The organism is Mesorhizobium sp. A623 (assembly GCF_054489405.1).
This window is the reverse complement of record NZ_JBTMXB010000021.1, coordinates 44,426-70,784: the sequence shown is the minus strand read 5'-3', so window position 1 is coordinate 70,784 and position 26,359 is coordinate 44,426. Positions and strand designations below refer to the sequence as shown.

At 60.4% G+C, this 26,359-nt stretch carries 13 protein-coding genes and 4 pseudogenes; 14 read left to right on the top strand and 3 right to left on the bottom strand.

The features are described 5' to 3' along the window. On the bottom strand, positions 1-295 hold a 295-nt coding region (locus tag ACX3P1_RS19350), incomplete at its 3' end, for a VOC family protein (RefSeq protein ID WP_459081231.1). A 201-nt stretch (positions 296-496) separates the two neighbouring features. Here ACX3P1_RS19350 and ACX3P1_RS19345 point away from each other — a divergent pair. The 3 genes from ACX3P1_RS19345 to ACX3P1_RS19335 all read left to right on the top strand — a co-directional run bounded on the left by ACX3P1_RS19345 (position 497) and on the right by ACX3P1_RS19335 (position 1,846). Beyond that, a complete protein-coding gene (locus tag ACX3P1_RS19345; RefSeq protein WP_459081227.1) occupies positions 497-967 on the top strand; it encodes a LysE family transporter in 471 nt (156 codons plus the stop codon). Positions 968-1,049: 82 nt separating this feature from the next. After that, a complete protein-coding gene (locus tag ACX3P1_RS19340) occupies positions 1,050-1,385 on the top strand; it encodes an ArsR/SmtB family transcription factor (RefSeq protein WP_459081226.1) in 336 nt (111 codons plus the stop codon). After that, a complete protein-coding gene (locus tag ACX3P1_RS19335) occupies positions 1,382-1,846 on the top strand; it encodes an SRPBCC family protein (RefSeq protein ID WP_459081225.1) in 465 nt (154 codons plus the stop codon). Before ACX3P1_RS19340 ends, ACX3P1_RS19335 begins: the two co-directional genes overlap by 4 nt. 215 nt (positions 1,847-2,061) lie before the next feature. On the opposite strand, the gene ACX3P1_RS19330 is transcribed toward ACX3P1_RS19335, so the two are convergent. Then, positions 2,062-2,868, bottom strand: coding sequence for a dienelactone hydrolase family protein (locus tag ACX3P1_RS19330; protein ID WP_459081224.1), 807 nt, complete (start codon positions 2,866-2,868; stop codon positions 2,062-2,064). A gap of 211 nt (positions 2,869-3,079) precedes the next feature. On the opposite strand from ACX3P1_RS19330, the pseudogene ACX3P1_RS19325 reads away from it, so the two are divergent. Together ACX3P1_RS19325 and ACX3P1_RS19320 are read left to right on the top strand one after the other, a co-directional pair. Continuing rightward, positions 3,080-3,328: pseudogene (locus ACX3P1_RS19325) on the top strand (DUF1488 family protein); the annotation flags it as partial. Positions 3,329-3,665: 337 nt separating this feature from the next. Continuing rightward, on the top strand, positions 3,666-4,136 hold the full coding sequence (locus tag ACX3P1_RS19320) for a BA14K family protein (protein WP_459081223.1): 471 nt from the start codon (positions 3,666-3,668) through the stop codon (positions 4,134-4,136). Positions 4,137-4,696: 560 nt separating this feature from the next. Here ACX3P1_RS19320 and ACX3P1_RS19315 read toward each other — a convergent pair. After that, the gene (locus ACX3P1_RS19315) at positions 4,697-4,879 is read right to left on the bottom strand and encodes a hypothetical protein (RefSeq protein ID WP_459081222.1); all 183 of its coding nucleotides are present in this window, start codon (positions 4,877-4,879) and stop codon (positions 4,697-4,699) included. A 92-nt stretch (positions 4,880-4,971) separates the two neighbouring features. On the opposite strand from ACX3P1_RS19315, the pseudogene ACX3P1_RS19310 reads away from it, so the two are divergent. From ACX3P1_RS19310 to ACX3P1_RS19270, 9 genes and pseudogenes are all read left to right on the top strand, one after another. Further along, positions 4,972-5,371: pseudogene (locus ACX3P1_RS19310) on the top strand (transposase); the annotation flags it as partial. A gap of 86 nt (positions 5,372-5,457) precedes the next feature. Next, positions 5,458-5,691: a hypothetical protein gene (locus tag ACX3P1_RS19305; RefSeq protein WP_459081221.1), complete on the top strand. Its 234-nt coding sequence runs from the start codon at positions 5,458-5,460 to the stop codon at positions 5,689-5,691. 42 nt (positions 5,692-5,733) lie between these two features. Next, positions 5,734-6,807, top strand: coding sequence for a type IV toxin-antitoxin system AbiEi family antitoxin (locus ACX3P1_RS19300; RefSeq protein WP_459081220.1), 1,074 nt, complete (start codon positions 5,734-5,736; stop codon positions 6,805-6,807). Beyond that, positions 6,795-7,664, top strand: coding sequence for a nucleotidyl transferase AbiEii/AbiGii toxin family protein (locus ACX3P1_RS19295; RefSeq protein ID WP_459081219.1), 870 nt, complete (start codon positions 6,795-6,797; stop codon positions 7,662-7,664). Before ACX3P1_RS19300 ends, ACX3P1_RS19295 begins: the two co-directional genes overlap by 13 nt. 49 nt (positions 7,665-7,713) lie before the next feature. Continuing rightward, positions 7,714-10,676 (top strand): annotated as a pseudogene (locus ACX3P1_RS19290) (TrlF family AAA-like ATPase). Between the two features lie 172 nt (positions 10,677-10,848). Then, positions 10,849-11,337, top strand: a pseudogene (locus ACX3P1_RS19285) (OB-fold nucleic acid binding domain-containing protein); the annotation flags it as partial. 186 nt (positions 11,338-11,523) lie between these two features. Continuing rightward, positions 11,524-13,035, top strand: a complete 1,512-nt coding sequence (locus ACX3P1_RS19280) for a sulfotransferase family protein (RefSeq protein WP_459081218.1) — start codon at positions 11,524-11,526, stop codon at positions 13,033-13,035. Positions 13,036-13,808: 773 nt separating this feature from the next. Beyond that, positions 13,809-16,070 (top strand): beta strand repeat-containing protein, encoded by a 2,262-nt coding sequence (locus ACX3P1_RS19275; RefSeq protein ID WP_459081217.1) that lies wholly within the window; start codon positions 13,809-13,811, stop codon positions 16,068-16,070. Positions 16,071-16,171: 101 nt separating this feature from the next. Next, entirely contained in the window at positions 16,172-26,305 is a 10,134-nt protein-coding gene (locus ACX3P1_RS19270; protein ID WP_459081216.1) for an autotransporter-associated beta strand repeat-containing protein, read from the top strand. Positions 26,306-26,359 lie beyond the last annotated feature (54 nt).

The window sequence follows — 26,359 nt, the reverse complement described above, 5'->3', positions numbered from 1 at the left end:
CTCGGATCATTCGACCGCCTGCCTCTATCAATCGCTCCATCACGGCGATGACATCGTTCCGCGCAGGCACATTGTGCGCCAGCGAGAATGCGCCCGGCACAGAAAGTCCAGTCCGACCCATATCTTGCTCAAGCGCTGGTTTGCTGAACGTCCCAAGGACGAAGCCATTCATCTGATAGAATATGATCTCGTCGTTATAGAAGATCGGAGTCCAGCCAAAGCCTTCCGCGTAAAACCTACGCGAGCGGGCCAAGTCCGTAATGCCAAGTGTGATGACGGAAATCTGTTGTTGCATATCCAAGCCCTCTAGTCGCCACGCACGATTGCGTAGCGTTCAAGGTCTTGGGCCGCCGCAAATGCGACGGAAGGACCCGCGATTTGCGGGGGTCGAGCCAACCGCATCGACCTAACCTGTTTCAGACGGCTCCGAAACTCTCAGATTCACACACAGACGGCAAGGACTAACAGCGCGAACGAGTTGTAGGCGGCACTAACGGTGGTCGTCGCCTGGGGCGCAGTCCATCTGGCCTCGACCTTGTCTCTGCCTGCGGCGCAGGCGGCTGGCGCGGTGGTCCTGATCTGGCTGGCATGGCGATTGCTCCGTTCCGCGCCTTCCGTGGCGACTGTGTCGTCGTCAAGGCTGCAGATGGAACTGCTCGTACAAGGCGCCGCTGTTGCTTTCTTGTCTCCACAGACCGCATCGCTGTTCGCGGGTGCCTTTATGGGACTGTTCCTGAAAATCCAGGGATATGGCGATGTCGTCGCCGTGCCGGCCGTGACGATATCGATGAGCGTCGCTTGGTATATGCTCATCGCGGTCCTCTTCTCACAATCCGTCGGCCGGACGGCGGCGGCACGCTGTCATAGCCTCATCTGCCGGGCTCACCTTGATGGCCTTGCTGTCGACCCTTTCGGCGTCAATGTGGCTGGTGCTGCCACAGATCGATTGATGACGCGCGGCCCATAATGCCTGCATATGAGGCGACTTGACAAGGCTGGGTGCGCTCTATAATAAACCATGTAGTTAATTAACTGATTGGTTTAATAGTGTGCCTGCTGACCCATTGAGCCTCACGCTCGCCGCTCTTGCCGATCCGACCCGACGAGCAATTGTCGCCAGGCTCACGCGGGGTGAAGCCACGGTGTCGGAACTGGCAGCGCCGTTCGACATGAGCATGCCGGCCGTTTCCAAGCATCTGCAGGTATTGGAGCGGGCGGGTCTGGTCGAGCAGGGGCGCGAGGCGCAGTTCCGCCCGCGCAGGCTGAGACCCGAACCCCTGCGCGACCTTGCCGGCTGGCTTGAAAACTATCGCCGCTATTGGGACGAAAGCCTCGACAACCTCGACCATTACCTCAGGGAAATACAGGAAGGAGAGACGAAATGAACGTGCCGACGACCAAGGCCGAAGTCCGGCCCGAGCTGATAATCCACCGTACCTTGACTGCGCCCCGCGCCCTGGTATTCGAGGTGTGGACCGATGGCGAGCATCTGAAGCGCTGGTGCTGTCCGACAGGGTTCACCATCCCCTTCTCCGAAGGCGACATACGCACCGGTGGAAAGTTCCGCACCTGCATGCGCTCGCCGCAGGGTGAAGATCACTGGCTGAGCGGGGCCTATATCGAAATTGTGCCCGGCGAGAAGATCGCCTTCACCCATGCGTGGCAGGAAGCAGCCGGCCGTTCCGGACATGAGACGACAGTCACAGTTACGCTGGCCGACGCGGACGGCGGCGGCACTCGGCTGACACTGCATCAGTCATTCTTCGATTCGGAAGCCTCGCGTGACGGGCATCTCGGCGGTTGGAACGAGACGCTCGACAGTCTGGAAAGATACCTGGCGCGATGAACTCTATTTGACTCCCGGGTATGTAGCCTCGCCTGCCACATCGCGCTGGCCGAAGCCGGAATCGGGGTGGAAGCGGTGAAGATCAGGACATTTTAATTATGGCAGGACCGGGCTTCACTCTTCCTGTCCGCAACAACCGACGCTGCCGAGAGCGCCCATGATGTACGTGGCAACTCGAATGCCGGCTGACGTTGAAAAGATACTGGGGCCGCTCGTCAGCGGCCCCAGAACAGGTCTCTCAGAAAGGTTTTGACAGCCTCCTGCGATGCGGTCGCGCCAGCATCGTTGTACTGGGAGCTGGGGCCGTATCCGACGCATGAATCCGAATAGCTGAAGGGTCGGCCAGTGGCGGCGTTGACCAGCTTTCCATCCACCTCCTTCCGCACGCAGTTCCTGGAAGTCTGGGCGTCTCGGTCTGAAAAACGGGCCGGATTGCACGGGCTGTCGAAGCCGTGCAGCGCGCCGGGATACTCCGTCATCTTTGCATCATAACCGGCGGCAGCCAATCTTCCGATGTAGTCTCGGCACGGAGCGGCAGGCGTCCAGTCGTCATCACTGCCGTGAAACTCGCGAATAGGCGCCGTCGTGACCTCCGTTTCCCCGATCAGCATGAAATTGCAAGCAGGATAAAACGGCAGATGGGCTACAATCCGCGCCTTCTTAGGCCCCCACGACGTCTGGAAGCGCGTCAATGCAGAATAGAGCGCCGCGTTGCCGCCACGTGAGAAGCCCATCACTGCAATGCGGTTAGCGTCTACCTTCGAGTGGGCGGCAAGAGCGTCAACGGCCCTGTATGTGTCGTAGATCTGAGTGAACTGACCGAACAGCGACTGATCGGTCGAGACGGTCTTCAAGCCACGCGCGGTGTAGCTGTCAAGGCTGAACGAAGTAATGCCAATGCTGCTGAGATAGCGGCTCCAAGCCCACACCGCGCCGCTCCCCGGACCATCTGAGCCGTGAAGGAGTATGACGACAGGAAGCTTGTCGGATCCGTCTGGGCCACTGAGACTGCCGGAAAGCATGACCTCGGTCGTCGCGATTGTGGTCCCACGCAGGAGGTCCTCATCACTGAGTGTGTGAGAAGGCACCTGGACCGGACCTTGTTGCAGGGATCGGGCTTTGACGTTTAGAGAAGCGGTCCCCACCGGACAGGACTGCCCGAATGCCGCACAAGTTCAATGACCTGCGTCGCCATGTGTTCCCCAAACAGCGCTACCGGGTAGTTATGACAAGACCAGGAAATCCGTTCATTTCACCGCTCACGATGGGATGTTCGAGGTTCGCTTCTTTGTGCAGGTGGCAGCATTGCTAAGCATCCTACCGGGGGCCGTGAAAAACGAGGCAGGCTATCTAAAGGCCTTCGACACAATGCGTGACGCGATACATGAAGCCGCACGCGGAGCGTATTCCAGTGGAAGCACTAACATGCATACCTTGACGCCGGTGCATTTCCGCCGCCACCTCTTACCCCAAAGGGGTTAAGCGGCAGGATAGATACCTCTGCAAATAAAGGTATGAGCGAGGTTGTTTGAGGCGAGTCTCGGTTCGAGTTCCGGTGCACCCATGAGGCATCCGTCAACGACACCCGACGCACATTACATAGTTGTGCAAAAGCGTCTCTTGTTGCTCCACGGTGGCAAGCAGGCCCAGGCCGGCAAAGGCGTTCGGAGCCGCGCAGCTGCGATCTTGCCGATTGATGAGCAATGCTGCTCATAAGTCGGACGCCGGATTTCACCACCCAATGAACGAACCGTTCATAGTTTGTTCAGCGAGGAGTGGGTAACCAGTCATGCTTGTCTCTTATCTAATTGGAGTTGCAATGAAAAAGTTCGTGTCTGCGCTTTGCGCAGGGTCTCTCAGTCTCACGTTCGGACTGGTGCCCGCCATCCCGTCTGTCGCGGCTCCAATGATGCCGCAGGTCAACACATTTTCGAACGTCCAAACGGTCCAATACAGGGACCAGTGGCGTAAGAAGAACCGAAACCACAGGGTTCAGAGAGACCATAATCGAAGGGGCCACTGGAACGGCCATCGTGGCGAGCGAAACAAGCGTCATGGGTATCGTCGTCACAATGACGGGCTTTGGTATCCGCTGGCTGCGTTCGGATTAGGGGCGATCATCGGCGGAGTGATCGCTAATCAGCCACAACCAGCGCCGGTCTATCGCGAACGTCGCGGCGGTGATGCACACGTACAATGGTGCTATGGTCAGTATCGGTCCTATCGCGCTTCGGACAATACCTTCCAGCCCTACAATGGGCCACGGCAGCAGTGCTATTCGCCGTATTAAGCGACGGTCAAACGGGATTTGAAATGGAAAGGCGGCTCTTGCGGGCCGCCTTTTATCATGGATAGCTGGAGTGTACGGAAGGCGTTTGCCCGGTTCAGGCGCCGGTCTGCTTAGCCTGTCTCTCTCCACGTAGCGAACCAAACAAGTTTTCAGGCAATCCTCGCAACATGTCGTATTTGCGTTGGCACCATGGGCATCGAGCCGCTGAACGCGGACGGGGCGCTGCACATGATGAGCAAAAACGAAGCGTGGGCACAGTAAACCTCCTCTGCCCCGGAAGAGCTCCTGGGGCGCAATCTTATGAAATAGGGATGACTCGATAGTCAGATGCAATAAAGCTAATGAATGTCACGAAATTGAGGCGCTATGTCTCTGTTTATAGAGACAAAATGCCCTATCGGCACCAAGAAGACGGGGAACGCTCGTTTCCCAACACCGACCAGTACCTTAATATCCTTGGCAGTCAGCCTGAAACATAGGTCCCTACACGAAAGCGGAGAGAGCCCTCCTCAGATGACCAGTGGATGATCTTAAGAACGAATACCACAGGAAGCATGAAATCATCCGCCTAGCAACGCAGGCGGATCGGCCGGAACACGGCACGAGGGTGCGCGGGTCATGAACCAGCTTGGCACGCCAAGCACAGTTTCATGCCCGGTCACGACGAAGCCGAGCGACTCGTAAAAGGTAACGTTTATTGCGAGATCGGTCTCGAGATAAGCGGTGGCCGCGAGCGCGTCCATGCGCTGGCAGCAACGCACCATCAAATTGGTCTGCCCCCTGAAAGGTGATCCTCCCTTATGTATGGCTTTTGAGCCGATGGAGGACTTAAGAAATGGCCAGAAAGCGACACAGTGCGCGGCAGGTTGATGTGCTGACTTCGCAGGGCAGATCGGTCGCGGAAGCGGTCCGATCGATAGGTGTGACGGAAGTAACATATTACCGTTGGCGGTCTGAATACGGCGGGCTCAAGGGCGACCAGGTCAAGCGGCTGAAGGAGCTTGAGACGGGAACACGCGTCTTCGGCGCGCCGTTTCCGACCTGACTCTGGACAAGATGATCCTGGCGGAAGCTGCACGGGGAAACTTCTAAGCCCCGCGCGTCGCCGCGCCTGCGTGGATCATGTTGTCGCTGAGCTTGGCGTTCCCGAACGACGGGCATGCCGAGTTCTGGGGCAGCATCGTTCCACACAGCGCAAGGTTCCGACTACACCGGATGATGAAGCGGCCTTGACTGTCCGGCGTCAGCACCAATGAGACAAATCCGGGCTAATTGAGAGGGGAGGATTTCTGGTTCATCGTAGCCTTTCAAAGGAACGACGATGAGACAGAAAATGGAAGCGACAAAGCCGTCGGCGGAGAAGGTGATCAAGGACATTCGCCGGATCACCCGCAAGCAGTATGGCGCGGAGGAGAAGAAGCGACCGCTCACAATGAGGGTCCACCGGCGGCACGAAAACGTCGACGACGATCTCCACGATGGCTGCTCCTGTCATCCGCTGCCGTTTTCAGCCAAATCGGCCTGTTCAGCGTTTGCTGAAATCGAGCGATCCTGAAATAGGCTTGACAATTTTCACTCCAGGCGGCATTTTCAGCAAATGCTGAAAATGCCTGTTGAAGTGAATTACTTGGAGATCCGAGCAGCCGACGCCTTGAGGGCGCTGCTGCGTAGCGTTCCCGTACTCTACGTGGAGAAACTCGAGTTCACGCCGCCTGGATCCCGCATCGATATTCTCGCCAAGCTCAGCCTGGATGGGAATCGCCGGTTCCTCGCATGCGAAGTCAAGCCGGTCGGTCAGCCGCGCCATGTGCGCGCGGCACTGCTTCAGCTTCAGAAGGCTGCTGAGGGCTTTGACCCGCCAGCGATTCCGATCTTCATCGCTCCCTACTTATCCCAGGAAGCGCGGGCGCTTTGCCGCGAGTTCGGCGTGGGATATCTCGACTTTCTGGGAAACGCTCGGGTCACGTTCGATACGGTATTCATTGAGCGCCAGGTTGATACAAAACCGCCCGCTGTTCAGCGCAACCTGAAATCAATCTTCAAACCAAAATCCGCGCAGGTCCTCCGGACGCTCCTGCGCGATCCTGGTCGTGCATGGCGCGTCGCAGACCTCTCCCAAGCGTCGGACGTCAGTCTGGGTCACGTGAGCAACGTCCGCAGCGAGTTGGTTGATCGTGAGTGGGCCGAGGTCACGGATGACGGCTTACGGCTATCGCAGCCCGATGTGCTCCTTGACGCATGGCGCGATGTCTACGAAGCGCCGGCAAGCGAACGCTTGAGCTTCTACACGACGCTCCATGGCCAGTCTCTCGAGAGCGCGGCGCGCGGGACGTTGAGCGTCGGGCAAGACACCAACGCGGTGTTTGCATCGTTTTCGGCGGCACATTGGTTGGCGCCCTACGGTCGGATATCCACCCACTATTTCTACGCCGATTCAATCGGATTGACGGCCCTGCGTGATGCTCTGAAGCTGTCGCCCGCTGCATCGGGCGCGAATGTGATCGTCATGGTCCTCCGGGATCATGGCCTATTCCACGATACCGTCGAGCCCGCCTCAGGAGTGGTCTGCACAAGCCCCGTCCAGACCTACCTCGACCTTTCCGCCGGCGGAGAACGAGGAGCGGAAGCTGCGGAACATCTAAGACAGGAACTCCTTTCATGGCAAAAATAGTCACGCCCGACCCACAGTCTGCGGCAGATTACGAAGACCGCACGACAAGAGCGGTGAAGGGTGTTCTGGTCGAGATCGGTCAAATCCTGGGCAGCTTCAAAGGCAAGTTCGCTGTAATCGGCGGCGCTGTTCCTTGGCTACTTCTCGACAATGAAGACATGCCTCACGTTGGAACGCTCGACGTCGATCTCGGACTCGATGCCGAAGCGCTGGGGGACGGCGAGTACGTCTCTTTGGTCGAAGCCTTGATGGGACACGGGTACAAGCAGCGTGAGGAACTCCGGCGCTTCCAACTTGTGCGCGCGGTTCCCCTCGATGATGGAGGGGCGCCTATCAACATTGTCGTCGATTTCTTGATGCCGCGTGATGCGGAGATCGTGAAAAACCGTCCACCAATCCTGACAGACTTCGCTGTCCAGCGAGCCGACGGGGCGGATCTCGCGTTGCGCTTTTATCAACTGGTCGCGATCACGGGCGATATGCCGGAAGGCGGGACCAATCGTGTTGAGGTGGCAGTCTGCTCGATCCCTGCATTGCTCGCTATGAAAGGTTACGCGCTCAACGGCCGGCATAAGCAGAAAGATGCTTATGACATCTACTACAGCATCCGAAACTATCCTGATGGGATCGAAGCCCTGGCCGAAGCTTGCAGACCCTTGCTCGAACACGAGAGCGGCGCTCAAGGCTATCAATACATCGCGGATAAATTCGATGCGCTCGAGGGCTATGGCGCGACAAGTGTCCGCAAATTCGTTGCGGAGACGGATATCCTTGATGGACGTACGCCCGAGCAATGGCAGCAGGATGCCTTCGGCCAAGTCGATTCGTGGTTGCGGGCGATTGGACTGCGAGGCTAACGCGGCAAGATAGGTTTCGGTCAAAAATTATAGACGATCGGGGGGGAATGTGGGAAATTCAGGTTCGCGTTGGCTTCGCTGGGAGCCTCATATTCATGCCCCGGGCACCGTGCTCAACGATCAGTTCGGTGGCTCGGATACCTTGGAGCAATACCTCACTAAAATTGAGGCGGCGGTGCCGGCGATACGCGCGCTTGGCGTGACTGACTACTACCTGCTCGACACCTATGAGCGGATCCGAGAGGCAAAGAATCGAGATGGTAGCCTTGCCGGAGTGGACCTCGTGTTCCCGAACGTGGAGTTGCGCCTCGCTTTCGGCACGGTCAAAGGCAATTGGGTCAACTGCCATCTTCTGATTAATCCGCAGGATGCCGACCACGTCGGAGCGACCCAGCGTTTCCTAGCGCAGCTGACGTTTGAATATTTGGGAGATCGTTTCGCTTGCACGCCCGACGACCTGACGCGCCTCGGTGCGAAGGTGGATTCCAGCCTTTCCGGGCGGGCCGCGCTTACCTGTGGCGCGACGCAATTCAAGGTCAGCTTCGAACAGTTGGCTGAGCTCTATCGGGCCATCGATTGGGCCAAGGACAACATTCTGGTCGCTGTCGCCGGAAGTGAGCATGACGGGACATCCGGTATGCGGGGCGAATCCGACGGCGCCCAGCGGCAGGAAGTTGAGAGATTCGCCCATATCATCTTCGCCAGTAGCGTTAGCCAACGAGATTTTTGGCTGGGTCGTAAAAGCAGCGCGCCCCCGGACGAGATACGGGCCCGCTATGGAGCGCTCAAACCCTGTCTGCATGGCAGCGATGCACATGAAACGGCAAAAATCGGTGCTCCCGACGGCGATCGCTATTCTTGGGTAAAGGGCGGGCCGCATTTCGACACGCTACGCCAGGCGGTCATCGATCCCGCCGGTCGTGCCTTCGTCGGCGCGGCGCCGCCGACCCGTGCGACTCCCGCCCAGGTGATCTCGCGCGTTACTATAAATAATGCAGAATGGGCCGCGACGCCTATGGTCGAGCTAAATCCCGGCCTCGTAGCGATCATCGGCCCTCGCGGATCCGGCAAGACTGCGCTGGCCGATGCAATCGCCGCCGGCTGCGATGCGGCGTCCGAACATCTCAGTCCCGCCTCCTTCCTCGTTCGTGCCGGACACCTGCTCGAAGGGGCCAGCGTGCAGTTGCAGTGGGGCAGCGGAGATCCTTCCGAACGCGAACTGCTCGACTATGAGTACGACCCAGAGCTGGACGGGCGGTTCCCGCGCGCGCGTTACCTCTCGCAAAAGTTCGTCGAGGAACTCTGCTCGGCGAACGGCATGACCGACGCGCTCCTCGGAGAAATCGAGCGGGTAATCTTCGAAGCTCATCCCGATAAGGACGGGACATTCCGGTTCGATCAGCTTCTCAGTCTTCGCGCCACTCGCTTTCGCCTCGCGCGCCAGCGTGAGGAGGAGGCTATCGCCACTCTCTCCGATCAGATCGGCGAGGAAAGGGGAAAAAGGCGTCAGGTGCCGAGTCTTAAGCAGCAGATCGGTCAGAAGGAGCTGATCGTGAAGGGGCTGGAAGCGGATCGCGACAAGCTCATCGTGAAGGGAGGTGAAGCCCGCGCCGACCGGCTGACCGTTATCGCCAATGCTGCAGAAAAGGTTCGCTCTTACGTTCGCTTCTTCGCGAACCAGGAAAGTTCGCTTCTCGCCCTGCAGGACGAGGTCAAGGCATTTCGCCAGAACAAGGCGCCCGAGGCCCTGCGGCAAACGAAGTCGAGCTTCGTCGCTGCTCGGCTCGAGGACGCTGACTGGCAGGACTTCCTGCTCCGATATCATGGTGATGTTGATGTCGCCCTTTCGGCCAAGCTCGAGACGGCTCGAACCAACGCCGCGTCCTGGCGGGGCGTGCCTCCGCCTCTCTTAGCGGACAAGAACAGTCCTACCTTGCCGAGAATGCCGACCCGGAGAGGATGCCACTCACGGTCCTCGAGGCGGAAGCGACACATCTGCAGGCGCTCATCAACATCGACAGCGAAACCGCAAGAAAGTTTGGAGGCCTGATCAAGCGCATCGCCGAGGAAAACACGCAAATCCAGACCACGCGCCAGACGCTAGCCGATTGCGAGGGGGCCGCTATGCGCATGGCCGATCTGAGCAAGCAGCGGCGGGAAGCCTATCTTCGCGTGTTCGGGTCGATCATCGCCGAGGAGCAAGTCCTGCGGGACCTCTACCAGCCATTGGTCGACCGGCTTCAGAGCGCTAAAGGCACCCTGCAGAAGCTCTCCTTCTCCGCGACCCGGCATGCCGATGTCAAACAATGGGCCTCGCTCGGCGAGAAGCTTTTCGATCTGAGACGCGCTGGCGATTTCAAGGGAAAGGGATCGATCGAGCAATGGGCGAACGTCAATCTCCGCAAGGCTTGGGAAGCGGGCGACGTCGCTGCCGTCGGTGCGGCCATTCAGCATTTCACGGATGCGTGGCAGGACGAGCTGCTGGCAGTCGCGAACGTGCCCGCCAATGACGCAACCGGCTACCGAAGCTGGCTCATGCGCTTTGCTAAGTGGCTTTTCAGCACCGACCATATTCAGATCGAATACAGCATCGACTACGAGGGTACGGACATCACGAAGCTCTCACCGGGCACGCGGGGCATCGTCCTGCTCCTCCTTTACCTGGCGCTCGATGAAAGCGATCACCGGCCGCTAATCATCGACCAGCCGGAGGAAAACCTCGATCCCAAATCAATCTTCGATGAGCTCGTCAGCCTGTTCATCGCGGCCAAGGCCAAACGGCAAGTCATCATGGTGACGCACAACGCGAATCTCGTGATCAACTCGGACGCGGACCAGATCATTGTTGCAAGCGCCGGAACGCATAGCCCCGGCGAGCTGCCGCCGATCACATATGTCTCTGGGGGACTGGAGGACGCCGAAATGCGCCGGCAGGTGTGCGACATCCTTGAAGGAGGGGAGGAGGCATTCAAGGAACGCGCCCGCCGCCTGAGGGTGAGGTTGGAGCGTTAGCGCGCCGCCGGCGCTGCACAGCTTTTTGCCACTGTAAAAGCCGTTACGCTAATCTAGACTAGAAGAGCGCCAACTGATGCATTGCTGGCGTCCGACCAAGGTCGTCCAGTGAGGATAGGCTCACGCCGAGCAGGCGTGATGCCCTTTCCGACTGGGAACAAGCCCGTCAGCATTGGAGGATTACAGCCATCTCGGCCTGACATTGCGCGCGCATCCGGTCTCGTTTCTGCGCGCAGAACTCGCCGGCAGGCGCATCATAACCTGCGCCGAGGCTGTCGCGTGCCGTGATCGTCGCTGGGTGCATGTTGCTGGTCTCGTCCTCGTCCGCCAACGACCAGGTTCTGCCAAGGGCGTCATGTTCATCACGCTGGAGGACGAGACCGCCGTCGCCAATCTTGTGGTCTAGACCAAGGTCTTTGAGAAATTTCGCCGTATCGTGCTCGGCTCCGGCATGATTGGCGTGAAGGGCCGCGTGCAGCGCGAGGGTGATGTCGTGCACATCGTTGCGCAGGAGATTCTCGATCTCTCCGCAGAGCTCGCCAGCATCGGCAGACGGGAGACGTCATTCCCACTTCCGCCCAGCCTGCCCAAGGCCGGAAACCTGGTCGATCCATATGCCCATATCGAAGAAATCAAAGTGAAAACACGGGATTTTCAGTAACCGGAGCCTCAAAGCCCCTACGCCCCACCCACCGGACATTCCTTCAAGTAAGGGCTCCCTATGTCATCCTTAAAGCGTGGCGCTTGTCCTAGACATCAGTTGTGTTTGCCCTCGAACGACTGATACGAAACTCGCTAAAAGGGGGACGACACTCTGCCCACCACCGATCTCGCTAAAATCGAGGCTTTGGCCCGTGACCGCCTCGCGGCCGATCCCGAAGATATCGAAGCTTTGCTGACTCTGGCACGAGTGGCAACCGCAGCCGGTTATGACAGCGATGCCGAGAAGTTGCTGAAGCAAGCGACAAGGATCGCGCCGGCTTACGCCCTGGCGCATGTCGATCTCACCTCGCTGCTTTGCCGTCTCGGACGGGCTGATGAAGCCATGGCGCTGATCGATCATGTTATTGGAAGCCGGTCCCGACCTCTTTGGGCTCTCTCCCTCAAATGTTCCATTCTCACCGCGGAGCGGCGCGTGGAGAATGCTCTGCCGATCCATGAGGAATTGGTGGAGCGAGCGCCCGAAGCTGCAGTGCCCTGGCTGAATTACGGTGATGCGCTGAAGATCGTAGGGCGCGTTGAGGAAGCAGCTGCGGCATACCGGAAATCACTGGAGCTTGATCCTGCGAGCGGATTTGCGTGGATTGGATTGGCCAATCTGCGGAAAATCCGCCTCGATGATCAGGACATTGCCCGGTTGGATTGTGCCTTGCACGGTGCCACGGATGACCTGCAGCGGATTCATCTCCATTTTACGCTTGGCAAGGCGCTCGGCGAGCGCAGACAATATGAACACTCATTCCGTCACTATCAGAGCGCCAAAGAAATCCGTCACAGGCTTATTCCTTATGACGCCGAGGCCATCGATAACCTCGTTCGCAAAACCGAGGCTCTGTTCACGGCCGCGTTCCTGGCCAAACGTTCAAGCGCGGCATCCGGTGGGTCCGACGCAATCTTCATTATCGGAATGCCTCGCTCCGGCTCCTCGTTGCTCGAACAGATCCTCGCCAGCCACCCGATGGTGGAAGGTCTGGGAGAACTGTTCGACCTTCAGAACATTGTAGCGCGGGTGGTGCGCAAGGGCCGGCCGAATGCGTCATGGCTTGAGATAGTGGGGAACCTGTCGGCTGACGAACTCCATGCGCTCGGAGAAAGCTATATGTCCTCTGTCCGACAACGCAAAAAGAGCGAACGTCCCTTTTTCACCGACAAGATGCCGTCCAATTGGCGATATGTCGGGTTGATCCACCTTATCCTGCCCAAGGCCAGGATTATCGATATCCGGCGCCACCCAGCTCCGTGTTGCTTTTCAAATTTTACGACATACTTCAACGCCCAGACCATCGTGCCAAACACCCTGGATGATCTTTCTCATAATTACCTCAGTTATGTCAGGATGCTCTCCCATTTTGACGCGGCAATGCCGAGTACGATCCATCGGGTCTATTTCGAACGCCTGGTAAACGACTTCGAAAGCGAGGTGAGGCGACTGCTTGAGTATCTCAATCTGCCGTTCGATCAGGCATGCTTACGTTTCCACGAGAACCTCAGGCCCGTCTACACGCCAAGCGCCGAGCAGGTTCGCAGACCTATCAATGACGAAGGGATCGGCTTGTGGAAAAACTACGAAACATGGCTCTCGCCGCTTCAGGATAAACTCGGATCAACTTGGGAGTTGTATCCGGGGCGCCTGCCCTGAACGGCGGACTTCATAGCAAGCGTTTACGGACCCAGCCTTGGTTCCGCCTGTCGCTTCGCTCACGGCGGCGTTTGAACTTCTAGCCTGCTGGGCCACCGGATCGTCCTTGGCGTAATCGCTCGCCAAAGCGTTCGATCACGAAAAAGTGTCGATGTCGCTCGTGCTCTATCACTTTTTTTGCAAATCCTACGTGGCCGATTCGCAAAGTCGAATTTCGCACGAATTCGGCTACTGAAAGCACTCCACTCGACAGGTTTCGCTTACTTTACGGTAACCGTAAGGGCGATCAGGGGGAAAATCATCGGACTTTTCTGATACTTACCGGACTATCTTGAAATACGCGTGCAGCGAAACGTGCCAATCATTTGATACGCGAATCAACTGGGCCGGGGTGCGCCTGAGTATCGATGCGCCGCTGGAGCCCGATTGGTTTCGGCGAGATGCCCAGAACGAACCGCCCCCGCCTCGGAAGATCCGCCATCGCGAGGGGGGAAAATGCTCAGTTCATCGAAGCGCGGCGCTCGACGTCGATTTCATTTGCGGATGGCTGCGGGCTATCTGGATACCTCCTTACCCAAACCTCAATGACCGACGGACATTTGGCGCCGGCGAATGCCTCCTAAAACAGGCGGCCGGCTAAGCACGAATTGCATTTGAAAAAGGGTTGCGGGCGCATGCGAGACATTCGGAAGCGGGACTCTGTCGCGAAAAACCATTCATCGGATAGGTCGCATGGCGTCCCCGCCTGGTCGCGCGTGCTGCGCGGCGGGCGCATGACCAAATGGAAGGGCGCGGTCGCGAGCTTTGCCCCCAATGTAGCCGAAATCGTGACCTCGGCCGCTAGCCGTGCTCTTCCCCTATTGCTTGCGACGGGTTTGACGGTCGGTTCCGCAGCTGCCGCGGACCGCTATTGGGATCCCAACGCGACGACGCCCGGATATGGCGGCGCGGGTGCGTGGGATCTGACCGCGCAGACATGGAGCCCGAGCGACGACGGTGTCAGTGGCCCTTATACCGCCTGGGGCAACAGTGCGTCCGACAACGCGATTTTCGGCGGGACTGCCGGCACGGTGACCTTGGGTTCACCGATCACTGCAGGTGGCCTGACATTCAATCTCGGCGGCTACACGCTGAGCGGTGGTGTCTTAACCCTGGGAGGTGTGACGCCGACGATTTCGACGATTGGCAGCAACACCGGGGTCATCATAAATTCGGTGATCGCAGGCTCGTCCGGCCTGACCAAGGCGGGCGCGGGTGTGCTCTCGCTCTATGGGATCAACACATTCACAGGTGATATCAATCTCAACGCCGGCAGGATCAACGCGGGCAGCGATGCCGCCCTGGGTGCCGCAAGCAACGATATTTTCACGGCAGCCGGCGCGGGCGTCACGCTGTCGATCGCAGGGGCCGGCACAAACCGTACGGTCAATATCGGAGACGGCGGTATACTGACCTTGGCCGGGAGCGGCGCAGGCTCCGCGCTCGTTACAGGCAATGGCGATGTCAGGCTGGCGGCCGGCGGCACGTTGAGCAACGACGCCAGCACCTATACGGGCAGCACGACATTCTACGGAACCAACGGCGTCGCCTCTAGCTACTTCACCTCAATCGGCAATCTCAACGAAGCGAGCTCACTCGGCGCTCCCACAACGGTCGCCGACGGCACAATCGTATTCAACCAGTCGAGCCAGTATTCCGACAACGTCATCTATCTCGGTGACGGCGACAGCTCCAACCGCAACTGGGATCTCAACGGGGGCGCAGCGCTTATCCGCAATCGCGGCACGGGAACGCTCTCGATCACCGGAAACGTGGATAGTTCGGGTGGAAGCGGTTTTAATGCTGAAGGTGCCGATATCGAACTGCTGGGTGTACTCAGTGGGCTCAATTACAGCTTTGGCGGGAGTGCCGGTCGGTCGATTACGCTAGGCGATGCCAACACCTTTACCGGCACAACCGGGATCGGCACCATCACGGTCAACGCCTCGACGGTCGCGGACATTGGATCCGCCAGTTCGTTCGGTGCCGGCAGTGGCGCCATCTCGATCGCGAACAACGGTACTTTGAGCTATACCGGCATTGGTGGGAGCAGCAATCGCCAGTGGACAATTGGATCGGGAAGCATCCTCAACGATGGCGGTGGCGCCCTGACACTTTCCGGTGCGGTCGATTTGGGCACCGCCGCCAACGATGGACTTACTCTTGGTGGCAGTTTTGCAGGGATTAACACGCTTTCCGGTGTCGTCAGCGGTACGGGCGACCTCATAAGCGACGGCGCGGGCACCTGGGTGCTCAGCGGCACCAATACGCGCGAAGGTGCCATAGTCGTCGAAGACGGCACGCTGCGTGCCGTCAACGCCTCGGCGTTCGGCACGATCACCGTCATCACCGTCAACGGCGGTACGCTCGACCTGGGTGGTTTCGACTTTACGGCGCCGTCGTTGGAAGGCACCGGCGGAGCGATCGCGCTTGGCGCGGGAACGCTCACGGTCGATACCACGGACCATACGACCTATGCCGGCGACATCGCCGGCAGCGGCGGTCTCACGAAGGCGGGAGTTGGGACGCTGACGTTGAGCGGCGCCAACACCTATACGGGCGATACGTCGCTGAACGGCGGCGGCCTCGCGCTGGATTTTTCGGCGTCCGGCGCCCCCGCGTCCAATATTATTGCCGCCGCCTCGACGCTGAACATGGCCGGCGGCAGGCTCGACATCATCGGCGCGGATAGCACCGCCAACGTCCAGAATTTCGGGGGCCTGAACGTCACGGCCGGCAGCAACCAGATCGCCGCGACGTCGGGCGCCGGCGGAACCATGACCGTCAATTTCGGAGCGATCACCCGCACCGGCGGCCTGGTCGACTTCGCCTTGCCGGCGAGCGGCAGCTTCACCACGACCAGCGCTAGCCTCGGCGGCTGGGCGACGGTCAACGGAACCGACTACGCGAAGGTGGATGGCGGCGACATCGTACCTTCACGGCGGCGGACTACGTCAATGAGGACAACGCGGCGAATTGGCTGGATGACCAGGTAATCAGCGACGTCGGCGGCACCGCCGACACCCCCTTTTTCGGCACGGTCACTGGAACCAAGCACCTTGGCGGCCTGAAATACACCGCTGCAGCGGACTCGACGGTGACCATTGGCGCCGGCGAGACGCTGGGCGTCGACGGCACCATCATCGTCGCATCGTCGGTGGGTACCAACGACCAGACCATCAGCGGCGGTTCGCTGACCGGCGGTACGGGCAACAGTACGCTCGGCATCCTGCAAAACGGCGAGGGCAATTTCACCATCGCCTCGACGATCATCGACAATGGCGGCGCTACCGGTTTCACCAAGGGTGGAAGCGGGTTGGTGAGTTTGACCGGCGTTAACAGCTATACCGGCGCCACGACGCTGAGCGGCGGTATGTTGACGTTCAATTCGGTCGCCGACGGCGGCGCCGACAGCGCCATCGGCGCTTCGACGGCTGACGCATCCAATCTCGTTCTCGAGAGCGGCACGCTGCGCTATAACGGGATCACGGCGACGACCGACAGGGGCTTCACGCTGGTAAACGGCGGTTCGACGCGAACAATCGAGGTCGCGAATAGCGCTACCAATCTCACCATTGGCGGCCTGGTCACGAGTCCGGACGATGCCGGCTTTGCCAAGACAGGCGAGGGCACGCTGACACTGGCGAATGGCTCCAACGATTATATCGGTGCCACCACGGTTAGTAACGGCACACTGGCGGTCAGTACGCTTGCGAATGGCGGCGAGGTTAGCAGCATAGGATCATCTGGCAGAGACGCCGCCAATCTCGTGCTGGCCGGCGGAACGCTGGATTATCTGGGCGCGACCGCGAGCAGCGACCGCAGCTTCACGCTTGGTGCGGGCGACGGCGGCATCGGCGTATCGGACCCAGGCACGACGCTGACGATGTCCGGAACGGCGACAGGTGCTGGGGGCCTCCATAAGGAAGGCGCCGGTACGCTGATTCTGACCGGCATCAATGATTATACCGGCGGCACGACGGTGAACGACGGTACGCTGCGTGCGGGTTCCGCGCATGCGTTCGGCAGCCAGACCGCCGCCATGACCGTGAATACGGCCGCGACGTTCGATCTTGGCGGCTTCGACATCAGGGTCGGCGCGCTCCGCGATGGCACGCTCGGCGGCGGCAGCGTCAGTTTGGGGGCGGCCACCCTGACTCTCGGAGGCGCCAACGGTACCTTTAGCGGCGTGATCAGCGGCTCCGGTGGCCTCACTCAGGTGGGCGGCGGTACGCAAGTGATGAGCGGCTGCAACAACACCTATACCGGCGTCACAACACTCGGCGGCGGCACGTTGAGCGTCGATTGTCTCGACGATGGCGGCGAAGCAAGCGGAATCGGCGCATCGAGCGCCGATTCCGCCAATCTGGCCTTCACCGGCGGAAGATTGACCTATACCGGCGCCAGCACCAGCATCGATCGCGGGTTCACCTTGCAGAGCGGTGATGGCTACATCAACGTGAATGATGCCGCTACCGTGCTTGAATTCGAGGGCGCGGTCGTGGGCGGAGGACGATTGCGCAAAGAAGGTGACGGCGTTCTGCTCTTGTCCGGCACCAATACTAATACGGGCGACACGATCATCAGCGGGGGCGTTTTGCGTGCCGGCTCGATCGACGCCCTGGGATCTGGAGCGCTCTTGCTCGCGAACACGGCCGGTGCGACACTTGATCTTGACGGTTTTGACAACACCGTGCGCTCCCTGAACGGCGGCGGCGAACTCGGCGGCAATGTGACGCTTGGCGCCGCCACGCTGACGTTCGGCAGCGGCAACGGAAACTTCGCCGGAGCCATCAGCGGCCTGGGTGCCCTCGCCAAGATCGGCGGCGGCACGCAGACGCTCTCCGGTTGCGCCAGCGACTATACCGGCGGCACGGCCATCAATGGCGGCGTGCTTGCCGTCTCATGTCTTGAGGACGGCGGCGCGGACAGCTCGATCGGCGCTTCGACCGCCGATGCCAGCAATCTCATCATCAATGGGGGCACGCTGCGCTATATCGGAGCGGGCGGCAGCACAAACCGCCAGTTCACGCTGGGAGCGTCCGGCGGCAACGCGCTCGACGCTTCGGGCTCCGGCGCGATCAATTTCACCAGCAATGCGCCGCTTACGTTCAGCGGCACCGATACCGTCCAGACCCTGACGCTGACCGGCACGAACACCGACGACAATACCCTTGCAGCCGAGATCACCAACAACGGCTCCGGCGTGACATCGCTCACAAAGACCGGCACCGGCACCTGGATTCTGACCAATCCCGACAGCAGCTATACGGGCAGGACCGTCATCAGCGGCGGTGTGCTCGGCGTCGACAAGCTGGCCGATGGCGGACTTGCGAGCAGTCTTGGCGCCTCTTCCGCCAATGCGGCCAATCTGGTGATCGGCAACAATTCGACGCTGCGCTACACCGGCACAGGCGACACCACCAACCGGCTGTTCACGCTTTCGGCCGGTACGACCTTTATCGAATCCTCGGGCTCGGGCGCGATCGTCTTTACCGACACCGGCCCCGTGACGCTTGCCGGCGTCAACCAGAACCGCACCATCGCGCTCGGCGGCACCAATGCTGACGACAACACGCTCGCCGGTTCGATTGGCGACGCCGGAACCGGAACAACCATCCTCGCCAAGAACGACGGCGGCACATGGGTGCTGACCGGCAACAACACCTATACCGGCTACACCGTCATCAATGACGGCACGCTCAAGATCGGTGGTGGCGGCACCACCGGATCGATCGTCAGCGACGCGATCAACTTGGGCACGCTCGTCTTCGACCGCTCTGACAGCTACACTTACGATGGCGTGATCTCGAATGTCGGCAATGTCGAGCAGGCCGGCTCCGGCACGACGATCTTGACCGGCGACAGCGACTATACCGGCGGCACGACGATCAGCGACGGCACCTTGCAGCTCGGTAATGGCGGCGCCAGCGGCAGCATTGTCGGTGATGTCGTCGATGACGGCCTGCTGGCGTTCAATCGGTCCGACACCTATACGTTCGGGGGCGTCGTTTCGGGGTCCGGCGCGCTGTCGCAGATCGGCACCGGCACGACGATACTGACGGCGGACAACAGCTATAGCGGCGGCACCACGATCAGCGATGGCACCTTGCAGCTCGGCAATGGCGGCACCAGCGGCAGCATCGTCGGGGACGTCGCCAATGACGGCGCACTCGTCTTCGATCGTTCTGATGCCGTGACCTTCACAGGTCTCGTTTCCGGCGCGGGCACGGTGGAAAAGGCCGGCGCCGGCACGACGATCCTGACAGCCAATAACACTTATACCGGCGGCACAACAATCAGCGGCGGTGTGCTGCAACTCGGCATTAGCGGTCCCAATGGCGGCGCCAGCGGCGGCATTGTCGGCAATGTCGTCAATAACGGCTCGCTGTGGTTCAGCCGTTCCAATGACATTGGATTCGATGGTCTGATCTCGGGTACCGGATCGGTAGTCAAGAACGGCACGGGCACTGTCACCCTGACAGCCGACAACAGCTATGGCGGTTCGACGACGGTGAACGCCGGCACACTGCTGATCAACGGCGATCAAACGGCGGCGGCCGGGGTTTTCACCTCCGTTGCTCCGGGCGCCACGCTAGGCGGTAGCGGCATTATCGGTGGCGATGTAGTGATTGATAGCGGCGGTACGCTGGCGCCCGGCGATAGCGCCGGCGGCATCGGCACCCTCACGATCAACGGTAGCCTGTTTCTGGCGGGCGGGTCCGTGCTCGATTATCAGTTCGGCGCGGCCGACGTCCCAGGTGGCTCGCTGAACGATCTGGTGAATGTCGGCGGCGATCTAAGGCTCGACGGCATCGTCAATGTGTCGGTGCCCACTACCGGTACCTTCGGCGCCGGCATCTATCGCATGTTCAACTACGGTGGCGCGCTCGATGACCGGGGGCTGACGCTCGGCACGATGCCGGGGGGCAGTGAGGTGGTTGTCCAGACTTCGACCGCTGGTCAGGTCAACCTCGTGAACTCCGCCGGGCTGTTGCTCAACTTCTGGGATGGCGATGTCGGACCCAAAAATGACGGTGCCGTCAATGGCGGCAACGGCACCTGGCAGAACAGCACCGGCAACAAGAACTGGACCGAATCGACCGGCAACATCAACGCCGGCTATGACGACGGCGGTTTTGCGATCTTCGCGGGTGTCGGCGGTACGGTGACCGTGGACAACGGCCTTGGCGCTGTCTCCGCCTCGGGCATGCAGTTCGCGAGTGATGGCTATCTCATCACCGGAGGCGATATCGGCCTGATCGGGCCGCAGTCGACGATCCGCGTCGGCGACGGCACCGCGCTCGGCGCTGGCTTTACCGCCACCATCGCCAGCAACCTCACCGGCGCGAGCCAGTTGGTGAAGACCGATGACGGCACGCTCGTGCTCTCCGGCACCAACAGCTACACCGGCGGCACCGCGATCAATGGCGGCTCGCTCAGCATTTCGAGCGACGCCAATCTCGGCGATGCGGCAGGCGGCGTCAGCATCAATAATGGTACGTTGCAGACGACCGCCGATCTGGCCAGTAGCCGCACCATCACCCTCGATGGCGCCGGTACGATGCTCACCGATGCAGGCACCACCTTCACCCTGGACGGCGCCGTTGGCGGTGCCGGCGGTCTCACCAAGGACGGCACAGGCACACTCCTCCTGACCAACGCCAACACTTACGCGGGCGGTACGACGATTGCCGCGGGGACGCTGCAACTCGGCAATGGCGGCACAAGTGGCAGCATTGTTGGTGACATCGTCGACAATGGCCTTCTCGCCATTGATCGTTCGGATACTGTTGCGCTTGCAGGCGTTATCTCCGCTACGGGCGCGCTCCAGCAGGTCGGCACCGGAACGACGGTCCTGACCGGCGCTAATAGCTATACTGGCGGCACGACGATCGCAGCCGGTACACTGCAACTTGGCGACGGCGGAACCAGTGGCAGCATCGTTGGCGACGTGGTCGACAATGGCACGCTTGCGTTCAACCGCGCCGACGATGTGACCTTCGCCGGCGTGATATCGGGCAGCGGCGATGTCACGCAGGACGGCGCCGGCACAACCAATCTTACCGGCATCAACACCTATACCGGCAACACCACAGCCAATGCGGGTGAATTGCGGTTGGCCGATGGCGGACAAATTACCTCGACCCTTCGGATTCTTGCCGGAAACAATCTGGGCGAGAGCGGGACGATCTCGGTCGACGGGTCAGGTTCGAAACTGAACATCACCGGCACGGTCGCGGCCCCCTCCATCATCGGCGATAATGGAACGGGCACGTTGAACATCACCGATGGCGGTGTCGTGACCGGTGGGTTGATTCGGCTTGGCAATGGGGCGACCGGCCAAGGCACGCTCAATGTGAGCGGGGAGGGGTCCAGCTACACCACCACCATCCCTGGCACCTCGGGCTCTTCGATTTGGCGGATCGGCGAACGCGGCGAAGGCATCGTCAACGTTACCGCGGGCGGCGACATCCAGAATAGTGGAGATGTCTGGTTCGGAGCCTTTGCCGGCGGGGAAGGAACGGCAACGGTCTCAGGCACTGGCTCCACCTGGGATATCGGCGGGGCGCTTGCACTCGTGAACGGCTCGATGTCGGTTCTGGACGGCGGAGTCGTACACACCGACAGTGCCGATATTGGATATACGCCGCTCGTTAGCGGCGACACCAATGTCCTCGTGTCAGGCACGGGATCGCGGTTGGAAACGACTGCAGGCTTCAGGCTGAATGCGGCTTCGGGCCATACCGGTGTGCTGACCATCGCGAACGATGGTGCTGTTTCGGTCGGCAGCGGAACGCTTGCGATCACCGGTGGAAATGCCGCGCTGAACATTGGCGGCGCGGAAGGGGCTGTGGCCACCGCGGCGGGCAGCCTGGAGGCCACCAGTGTAACGATGGCCACAGCCACGAACCGGGTGAATTTCCACCATACTGATACGGGCTATTTGTTCGATGCGGCGATTTCGGGCGCCGGCGCGGTCAACCAGACCGGGTCCGGTACGACGATCCTGACGGCGAACAACAGCTATACGGGCGGAACCACGATCACCGACGGCGTGCTGCCACTCGGCAATGGCGGGGCATCCGGCTCGATCGTCGGCGATGTCGCCAATGACGGCGCGCTCATCTTCAACCGTTTGGATGATGTCACTTTTGGCGGCGTGGTTTCCGGTGCGGGAACGGTCGAGCAGGCCGGGGCGGGCAAGACCATCCTGACAGCAACCAATACCTACGCCGGCGGCACGACGATTTCGGCTGGCACGCTGCAGATCGGTGATGGCGGGACGATCGGCAGCATCGTCGGTGATGTCGCCAACGATGGTGCGCTCATCTTCGACCGCTCGGATAATGTCACCTTTGGCGGCGTGGTCTCGGGCTCGGGAACAGTCGAGCAAGCCGGCGCCGGCACGACTGTCCTGACGGGTGATAGCGATTATTCGGGTGGCACGACGATTTCCAGCGGTATCCTGCAACTCGGAGACGGCGGATCGAGCGGCTCGATCACGGGCGACGTGACGAACAATACCTCGCTTGTGTTCAACCGCTCCGATTTGCTGACCCTCGACGGCGTGATCTCCGGCAGCGGCGCGATCAGCCAGATCGGTACCGGCACCACGGTCCTGGCGGGCGCCAACAGCTACGTGGGTACAACCACGGTCAACTCGGGCGGCCTCTACATCAACGGCGATCAGTCGGCGGCAACGGGCACCACAAATGTCTTTGCCGGCGCAACGCTTGGCGGTATCGGCACAATCGGCGGCGACGTCACCGTGGCCGGCGGCATCGTCAATCCGGGCGATCTCGGCGCTGCGCCCGGAACGCTGACGATCAACGGCATGCTGTCGCTGGATGGCGCCTCGACGCTCAACTACAATTTCGGCCAGGCAGGCGTTGTCGGCGGTGCCTTCAACGATCTGACCAAGGTCGGTGGCGATCTTGCGCTCGACGGCACCCTGAACGTCCAGTCGACGCCTGGCACAAGCTTTGACCCGGGCGTTTATCGTGTGATCAGTTACGATGGAACGTTGACGGACAATGGCCTGACCATCGGCACGATTCCTTCGCCCGGCTTCTATCTCCAGACATCGGTCGACCACCAGGTCAATCTGGTCAACACCGCCGGCATGACGTTGCGCTATTGGGACGGCGCGACGATGGCCAGCAAGAACAGCGGCACGATCGAGGGCGGAAACGGGGTCTGGCAGGCCGATGCCGGCGGCGTCGGCAACGACAACTGGACCGACGAAAACGGCGTTGCCAACGCACCCTTTACCGATGCGGCCTTCGCCGTATTCATAGGCGCTGCGGGAACGGTGTCGGTCGATAATGGCCTCGGTGACATAAATGTTTCCGGCATGCAGTTCGCGGCCGATGGTTACCAGGTCCAGGACGGCGTCTTGAACCTGGTCGGTGGCTCGTCGATCATCCGCGTCGGTGACGGCACCGGTCCGGGTGCGGCGTTTACAGCCACTATCAATTCCGATCTCACTGGCACATCGCAACTGGTCAAGACCGATCTCGGCACCCTGATCCTCACGGCCGACAACACCTACACCGGCGGCACCGCCGTGAATGGCGGTACGCTGCTCGTGAATGGTGACCAGTCCGCGGCCTCTGGTCTGACGAGCGTCGGTGCGGCGACGCTGGGCGGCACCGGCATTGTCGGGGGCGATGTGGATGTTGTCGGCGGCACGATCGCGCCGGGAAGCAACGGTGTCGGCACGCTCACCGTCAAAGGTGGCATGACACTTGATGCCGATTCGACATTGGCGATGGAGTTCGGTGAGGCCGACGCGGTCGGCGGAACATTGAACGACCTGATCGAGGTCGGAGGTGACTTGACCCTCGATGGTACGATCAACGTCACCGAACCCGCTGGCGGCAGTTTTGATGTCGGTATCTATCGCGTCTTCAACTATGGCGGTAACCTGATCGACAATGGCCTCGACATAGGGACGATGCCGGCCGGAAGCGCCGCAATTGTTCAGACGTCGATCGACCATCAGGTCAATCTGATCAACACCGGTGGCCTGTTCCTGAACTTCTGGGACGGCGACGCAGGTCCGAAATTCGATGGCGCCGTCAATGGTGGCGACGGTGTCTGGCAAAGCGGCAGCGGTAACAATAACTGGACCGATAGTGCAGGCGCACTCAATGCGCCCTACCAGAATGGCGGCTTCGCCATATTCGCGGGAGCGCCGGGGACGGTCACGATCGACAACGGCCTTGGCCAGGTCACGGCGTCCGGCATGCAGTTCGCGAGTGGCGGCTACACGATCACAGGCGGCGGATTGGAATTGGTCGGCGCCCAGGCGACGATACGCGTCGGCGATGGCACCGGCGCGGGCAGTGCTTTCACCGCGACCATTGCCTCGGAGATTTCCGGTGCGAGCGAACTTGCCAAAACCGATCTCGGCACGCTCGTGTTGACGGGAACAAATACCTATACCGGTGGCACCGCCATCAATGGCGGATCACTGCAGGTTGCGGCGGACACCGCACTCGGCGATGCTTCCGGCGGGCTTTCGTTTGATGGCGGCACGCTGCACACCACGGCGGACATGACGAGTGATCGCTCGATCAATTTCACCGGCGATGGAACGGTCCTGTCCGATGAGGCGACGACGCTCACCTTGAACGGCCTGTTTTCGGGGACCGGTGCGCTGACCAAGGATGGCGCGGGCACGCTACTCATCACGGCTGACAACAGTGGCTATCTGGGCAGCAGCCAGGTGATTGACGGCACATTTGCGGTCGATGGTCTCCTCGGCGGAGATGTCGACGTAGCAATCGGCGGCCGGCTTGAAGGGAATGGCCAGGTCGGTGGCATCACCAATGCAGGCGTAGTGGGCCCGGGAAGCAGCATCGGCACGCTGACCGTTGCAGGCAACTATGCTGGCAATGGCGGCTTGCTCGAGATCGAGACAACGCTGGGCGATGACAGTTCCCCGACCGACCTTCTGGCAGTGAACGGCGACACGTCTGGAGCCACCACCGTCAATGTCATCAACCGCGGCGGACTTGGCGCCCAGACGGTGGAAGGTATCAAGATCATCGATGTCGCCGGCGCTTCCAACGGCGCATTCACGCTCAACGGCGACTATCTGTTCCAAGGCGAGCAGGCGGTGGTCGCCGGCGCCTACGGCTACCGGCTTTTAAAGAACGGTGTTACCGATCCGGCCGATGGCGACTGGTATCTCCGTTCCGCGCTGCTCGATCCCGCGGATCCTGGTCCGCTCTATCAGCCGGGCGTGCCGATCTATGAAAGCTATGCCGGCTCGCTCCAGCAGTTCAACAAGCTCGGTACGTTGCAGCAACGTGTCGGAAATCGGGTGTGGTCGCCACAGGCTGGCGTCACGCAGCAGGTTGAGGGCAACAAAAAAACAGACGCAAGCGGTATCTGGGCGCGCATCGAAGCAGCCCATGCTGACCTTGGTCCCGACGGCTCAACGAGCAGAGCCAGCTACGATGCGAATACCTGGAAGTTCCAGGCTGGCATCGATGGTCTCCTGCTGGAAAACGAGGCCGGACGGCTGGTCGGCGGCGTGACCGCTCAATACGGCACCGTCTCGTCCAGCATCTGGTCGCCCTACGGTATCGGTGTCATCGATACCACCGGCTATGGCGTGGGTGCGACACTCACCTGGTATGGTGAAAACGGCTTCTATATGGACGGCCAGGCGCAAGTCACCTGGTATGACAGCGATCTTCTTTCGGCCACGGCAGGGCGTAGCCTTGTAAAAGGCAACGGCGGAATGGGCTATGGCTTCAGCATCGAGGCCGGTCAGCGTCTGACGCTCTCCGAAAACTGGTCGCTGACACCGCAAGCCCAGCTTGCATATTCCTCGGTGGACTTTGATGACTTCACTGATGCCTTTGGTGCTGGCGTTTCCCTGGGCTCCAGCGAAAGCCTGATTGGGCGCTTGGGTCTAGCCGTCAATCATGACACCGAATGGCAGGAGCAGGATGGAAGTACCAGCCGTGCGCACGTCTACGGCATTGCCAACCTCTACTACGACTTCGGCGACGGATCTGTAGTCGATGTCGCCGGAACCGGTTTCTCCAGCGGCAATAGCCAGCTCCATGGGGGGTTAGGCATCGGTGGATCGATCAATTGGGCTGATGATAAATACTCGGTCTTTGGCGAGGCGAATGTCAGCACGAACCTGGAGAACATCGGCAACAACAACGCGATAGGAGGCACGGTTGGCTTCCGTGTGCATTGGTAGTCTCCAAGGAAAGAAAGGGTCGTAGCCGACCTTCCTCACACAATCGCAACCTGA